7 protein-coding genes and 1 pseudogene are annotated in these 5506 nt (G+C 72.7%); 5 read left to right on the top strand and 3 right to left on the bottom strand.

Annotated features, from left to right (window positions below):
• Positions 1 to 217 (top strand): annotated as a pseudogene (locus G3I40_RS14915) (ABC transporter permease); the annotation flags it as partial.
• Between the two features lie 15 nt (positions 218 to 232).
• Here the strand turns inward: G3I40_RS14915 and G3I40_RS14910 are convergent.
• Entirely contained in the window at positions 233 to 1288 is a 1056-nt protein-coding gene (locus tag G3I40_RS14910) for a mechanosensitive ion channel family protein (RefSeq protein WP_343244932.1), read from the bottom strand.
• A gap of 271 nt (positions 1289 to 1559) precedes the next feature.
• Between G3I40_RS14910 and G3I40_RS14905 the strand changes: the two genes are divergently transcribed.
• On the top strand, positions 1560 to 2096 hold the full coding sequence (locus tag G3I40_RS14905; RefSeq protein WP_164302656.1) for an HNH endonuclease: 537 nt from the start codon (positions 1560 to 1562) through the stop codon (positions 2094 to 2096).
• Positions 2097 to 2187: 91 nt separating this feature from the next.
• Positions 2188 to 2799 carry an RraA family protein gene (locus G3I40_RS14900; protein WP_164302655.1) on the top strand — a complete coding sequence of 204 codons (612 nt, stop codon included), beginning with the start codon at positions 2188 to 2190 and terminating at the stop codon, positions 2797 to 2799.
• 50 nt (positions 2800 to 2849) lie between these two features.
• On the opposite strand, the gene G3I40_RS14895 is transcribed toward G3I40_RS14900, so the two are convergent.
• Positions 2850 to 3314 (bottom strand): PaaI family thioesterase, encoded by a 465-nt coding sequence (locus tag G3I40_RS14895; RefSeq protein ID WP_164302654.1) that lies wholly within the window; start codon positions 3312 to 3314, stop codon positions 2850 to 2852.
• Positions 3315 to 3479: 165 nt separating this feature from the next.
• Positions 3480 to 4415 carry an alpha/beta hydrolase gene (locus tag G3I40_RS14890; protein WP_343244931.1) on the bottom strand — a complete coding sequence of 312 codons (936 nt, stop codon included), beginning with the start codon at positions 4413 to 4415 and terminating at the stop codon, positions 3480 to 3482.
• Between the two features lie 82 nt (positions 4416 to 4497).
• On the opposite strand from G3I40_RS14890, the gene G3I40_RS14885 reads away from it, so the two are divergent.
• The gene (locus G3I40_RS14885; protein ID WP_164302653.1) at positions 4498 to 5031 is read left to right on the top strand and encodes a helix-turn-helix domain-containing protein; all 534 of its coding nucleotides are present in this window, start codon (positions 4498 to 4500) and stop codon (positions 5029 to 5031) included.
• Between the two features lie 130 nt (positions 5032 to 5161).
• Positions 5162 to 5506 (top strand): winged helix-turn-helix domain-containing protein (locus tag G3I40_RS14880; RefSeq protein WP_164302652.1); only part of this gene is annotated, 345 nt, incomplete at its 3' end.

The raw sequence follows: 5506 nt of genomic DNA, 5'->3' as shown, positions 1-5506 counted from the left end.
GGAGACCGGGCTGCCGCTGGCCCCCGCGCTCGTCCTCGCGACCGTCGGCGGCACGGCCGTCCACACGGCGTACGCCGCGACCTCCGGCCAGGACGTCCCGTGGGCGTCGCCGCTGCTGGTCCCGCTCGCGGTCTGCGCGACGTGCCTGCTGGCGGCGGCCACCGCGCTGCCGCTGCTGCGCCGCTCGGCCCAGCCGGTCCACCTGCGCACGGCCTGACGGCTCCCCTGGGTCCTACTTCGCCATGTTCGTCGGCGCTATCGGGGACGCGGCCAGCGACTGCGGCGAGGTGGTGGAGGCGTACGCGGAGGGCGCGGACATCCCGGCCGTCGGATCGGCGGCCTCCCCGTCCGCCTGCACGGGCACGCCGCCGACGAGCCGGATGCCCGCCTCGTCGAAGGCGCGCTTGATGCGCCAGCGCAGCTCGCGCTCGATGGTCAGGGCCTTGCCGGGCATGGTCTTGGCGGAGATCCGCACCACCATCGAGTCGAGCAGCACGCTGTCCAGGCCGAGGATCTCCACCGGCCCCCACAGCATCTCGTTCCACGGCTCGGCCTTGCTCACGGTCTCGCCGACCTCGGCGAGCGTCGCCTTCACCTTGTCCAGGTCCTCGTCGGCGCGGACGGTGACGTCGACCCCGGCGGTGGCCCAGCCCTGGGAGAGGTTGCCGATGCGCTTGACCTCGCCGTTGCGCACGTACCAGATCTCGCCGTTGTCGCCGCGCAGCTTGGTCACCCGCAGTCCCACCTCGATGACCTCGCCGGAGGCGACCCCGGCGTCGATGGAGTCCCCGACGCCGTACTGGTCCTCCAGGATCATGAAGACGCCCGAGAGGAAGTCGGTGACGAGGTTGCGGGCGCCGAAGCCGATCGCGACGCCGGCGACACCGGCGGAGGCGAGCAGCGGCGCCAGATTGATCTCGAACGTGCCGAGGATCATCAGCGCGGCCGTGCCCATGATCAGGAACGAGGCGACCGAGCGCAGCACCGATCCGATGGCGTGGGAGCGCTGTCGCCGCCGTTCCACGTTGACCAGCAGACCGCCGAGCGCGGTGCCGTCGACGGCCTGCGCCGTGCGGTTCATGCGCTCGATCAGCTTGGTGATGGCCCGGCGTATGACGACGCGCAGCACCGAGGCGACGACGATGATCAGCAGGATGCGCAGGCCGATGCCCAGCCACGCCGACCAGTTCTGCTCGACCCAGCTGGCGGCCTGTCCGGCCTGCTCCTGGGCGTCCTTGAGCGTGGGCTGTCGGGTGGTGTCGTCAGCCGACAGGACGAACGGGATCACGGAAGGTACCTCCAGGCGTAGCCATCTGCCCGCCTCGGCACGGCTCGGGGACAGGAGCGGACAGACCCACCACACTAACGGGGCATCGTGCGCGGATCGTTGTCATGCGTGGGGGAGAGACCGGCCTCACCTGGGGAGGAAGGACGTGTGGTCGAAAACACTCCCAGCCCGTTACGCGGACATGGTGGCGCCACGACCAGCCATGAGGGGAGACTGACTACGAGATCGTCCCGGCGCGAGCCACGCGCCGCCGGCGTACAAGGAGGCCTCCGTGCCGCATGTCCTGGTCCTCAACGCGTCGTACGAGCCACTCGGCGTCGTACCGCTCCGCCGCGCGCTCGTACTCGTCCTCGAGAACAAGGCCATGTGCCTCGAGGAGTCCGGCGCCTTCCTGCACAGCGCGACACGTACCGTCCCCGCTCCCAGCGTGGTCCGGCTCAAGCGCTTCGTGCGGGTCCCCTACCGGGGGCCCGTTCCTCTGACCCGGCGTGCGCTGTTCGCCCGTGACGGCGGCCGGTGCATGTACTGCGGTGGCGTCGCAACCAGCGTCGACCACGTCATCCCGCGCAGCCGCGGGGGTCAGCACGCCTGGGACAACGTGGTGGCGTCGTGCCGCCGCTGCAATCACACGAAGGCCGACCGCCACCTGGTGGAGATCGGCTGGCGCCTGCGCCACAAACCGGCACCGCCGTCGGGTCTGGCCTGGCGCATCATCGGGACCGGACACAGGGATCCGCGCTGGCTGCCGTACTTGCAGCCGTTCGGCGCGGACGAGGCACTGGCCCGGATCGAAGGCGTTTCCGCCTGATCTTCGATCCGGGTCTCCGTGTGTCGCGGTGGCCGGCGCCCGCGCTCCAGGGCGCTGCGGCCGGCCACCGGCACGGGAGCGAAAGGCAGGCATGTCCCCCACCACCCCACCGACCACGACGCTCGCCGACCTCCTCGGCCGCCGCCAGGTCATGGACCTCGGCATCCGCCCGCTGTGGACCCCGGTCCCGCGCCTGGCGGGACCCGCCTTCACGGTGCGCTGCGCCCCCGGCGACAACCTGATGCTGCACGCCGCCGTCCACCGCGCCGAGCCCGGTTCGGTGATCGTCGTCGCGTCCGGCGACCTCGGCCACGCGCTGGCCGGCGGCAACGTGTGCGCGGTCGCCCAGCGGCGCGGCATCGCCGGGTTCGTGCTCGACGGCGTGATCCGGGACCTGTCGGAGGTCCGGGAGGCGGAGTTCCCGGTGTTCGCGCGCGGGGTGATCCCGGTCGCCGGCACGAAGAAGGCCGTGGCCCCGCTGGGCGTGCCGGTGCGCTGCGGGGGCGTGAGCGTGGCGGCCGGTGACCTGGTCGTCGCCGACGAGGACGGCGTCGTGACGGTCCCGTCCGCCCGCCGCGACGAGATCCTCGCGGCCGCGCGGGCACAGCTGGCCAAGGAGGCCGCCGAGTCCCTGGACGCGTGGGAGGCGGCCCACCGGGCGAAGATCGACGCGGCGCTGCGGGCGGGGGGATTCCTGGGCTGAGGCGAGGGCGCGGACCCTCTCCCCCCGCCGCCTCCGCCGGAGGCACACCGTCACCGTTCCCGCGCGGGCCCCTCCACGCGGATCAGGGTCTGCTGGCCGTTGGCGACGAGTGTGCGCGGGGCGTCGGCCCCCACGGCGAAGACCTCCAGCCGGCAGACGGTCAGGGTGCGCCCGGACTTCAGGACGGTGCCGATCGCCTCCAGGTGGTCCCCGGCGGCCGGGGCCAGGAGGTTGATCTTGTACTCGACGGTGAGCACCTCGCTGTCCTCGGCGAACAGCGTCAGCGCCGCGTAGCCGCCCGCGCTGTCGGCGACGGCGCTGGTGGCGCCCGCGTGGAAGTAGCCGTGCTGCTGCGTCAGCTCGGGCCTGCTCGGCAGCACGATGTGCACGCGGCCCGGACCGATGTGGCCGATCCGTGCGCCGAGATGCGCCATGAGCCCCTGGCGCTCGAAGCTCTCCTGGACGCGCTTGTGCACTTCAGGGCTTGCCTGTTCGTGCTGCGTACGGTCTGCCACGGCCGCGCTCCCCTTTACGTCCTGTCACGCCCTGCGCTTCTCGGCGCTCCGGGTGTTCCACCGGAAGGAACCCCCGGTGACGATCATCATGGCGCCGAAGGCCCGTGTCACTGCCCGCGCCGCGGAGGGGCGACGGCGCTCCCCCGCGTCTCGCAGGCCCGCGCTTCATGCCGAACGTCGTCCGGGCCCGGCCACCGCCTGAGGGGTGCGCGCCCGCGCGAGAAGGTCGCCGACCGCGGCGAGCAGCGCGTCCGGCCGCTCCTCGTGCAGCCACCCGTGGCCGGCGTCGCCGAGGATCCGCTGCTCGCCGTGCGGGGACTCGGCGGCCAGTTCCGCGTGCAGCGACCGCTTCGTCTCGTTGATCTCGCGGAACAGGTCCGTGCCCCATGTCTGCTCCTGGAGCGCGTCCGGGCCCAGCGCCGTGAGGACGATCAGCGGGACGGGTGGCAGGGGCGGCGCGGCGCGGAGTTCGGCGGCCACCTCGTCGTACAGGCCGGCGTTCTCGCGGCCCGCCGCGCGCCACGTCGCGAGGTGCTGTGCGGCGAGGGGCTCGCGGACGGGCTCCGGCCAGGCGGCGAAGTGGCGCAGCAACTGCTCCCGCGCCTGCGCCAGTTGCTCCGGCGTCGGCTCGGTCTCCTCCTGGACCGCCATCGCCTCCAGCATCCCGGCCAGCCGCTCGCGGGCCCGCGCGGGCGCGCGCACCGCCAGGTCCTCGTGGAACGGGTCGAGCAGGAGCAGGCCGGCGACCTCACCGGGGAAGCGCCGGGCGTAGTGGCGTGCGTAGGCGCCGCCGAGGGAGTGGCCGATCAGGAGGTACGGCCCGGGGAGGCCGGCGGTGTGCAGCAACCGGCGTAGTTCGTCCGTGACGTGGCCGGCCGTGCGGGGCAGGTCCGCGGGGTGGCTCCAGCCGTTGCCCGCCCGGTCGTACAGGACGCTCGTGGTCGACTCGGCGACGCGCTCGTGCGCGTTGAGGTAGTCGAGGCTCATGGCTCCCGTCCCGGCCAGGAAGACCGCCGTCGGGCCGCCCGCGCCGGACCGGTGGAGCATCAGGGTCCGGCCGTCGCCGATGTCGTACAGCTTCCCCAGCGGTGGATGTGTCACCGTTCGCCGCCTCACGTGTCTGCGCATCCCCACGATGCATTCTCAAGTTTGAGAAAGGTATCAGTCGTGAGATCGTACGTCGATGGACTCGGTCGACCTCCTCCTGCATCCCGTCCGGCTGCGCCTCGTGCACGCCCTTTCCGGCGAACGGGCCCTGACCACCTCCGAGTTGTGCGCCCTGCTGCCCGACGTCTCGAAGGCCACCGTCTACCGGCACGTGGGGGCGCTGGCCGACGGCGGCGTGCTGGAGGTGGCGGACGAACAGCGGGTGCGCGGCGCCGTCGAGCGGCGCTACCGGCTGCGGCGCGAGCGGGCGGTGATCGACGCCGAGGCCGCCGCGGCCGTCTCGAACGAGGAGCACCGCAAGGTGTTCGCCGTGGCGATGGCGACCCTGCTCGCCGAGTTCCACGCCTACCTCGACCGGCCCGGCGCCGACCCGGCGGCCGACCTGGTGGGCTACCGGCAGCACGCGATGTGGCTCAGCCAGGACGAACTCGCCGCGCTGATCGGCGAGTTGAGGGACGTGCTCGTGCGGCGGGTCGGCAATGAGCCCTCCCCCGAGCGCAGCCGCTACCTGATCAGCCCGATCCTCTTCCCCGCCGAGCGCAAGGACTGAGCGCCCCGGCGGTGTCATAACGACTTGGTAGCCAGGGATCCAGCCCCTATTGACGCCCCCTTCACTCGCGATTTACGTTCCTCGCACCCAATAGGAAACTTTCCTAACAGTGCTTGCGAGGAGGCAGGTCATGGCCGGTACGGCGAGTACCCCGGGCACCCCCAGCGTGCTGCGCGCCATGAACGACCGGGCCGCCCTCGACCTCCTCGTCGTCCACGGCCCGCTGACCCGCACCCGCATCGGCGAGCTGACCGGCCTGTCCAAGCCGACCACGTCGCAGATCCTGGGGCGGCTCGAAGCGGCCGGGCTGGTGCGGACCACCGGTTCACAGACCGGGCGGCCCGGACCGAACGCCGTCCTGTACGAGATCGACCCCGGCGCCGCCCACGTCGCCGCGCTGTCCGCCGACCCGACCGGCATCACCGCCGTCGTCGCCGACGTCACGGGCGCCGAGCGCGGCCGCTGCCGCGTCGAG

Source organism: Streptomyces sp. SID14478 (genome assembly GCF_010548525.1).
GTDB lineage: Bacteria > Actinomycetota > Actinomycetes > Streptomycetales > Streptomycetaceae > Streptomyces.
This window is presented reverse-complemented; position numbering and strand designations above follow the sequence as displayed.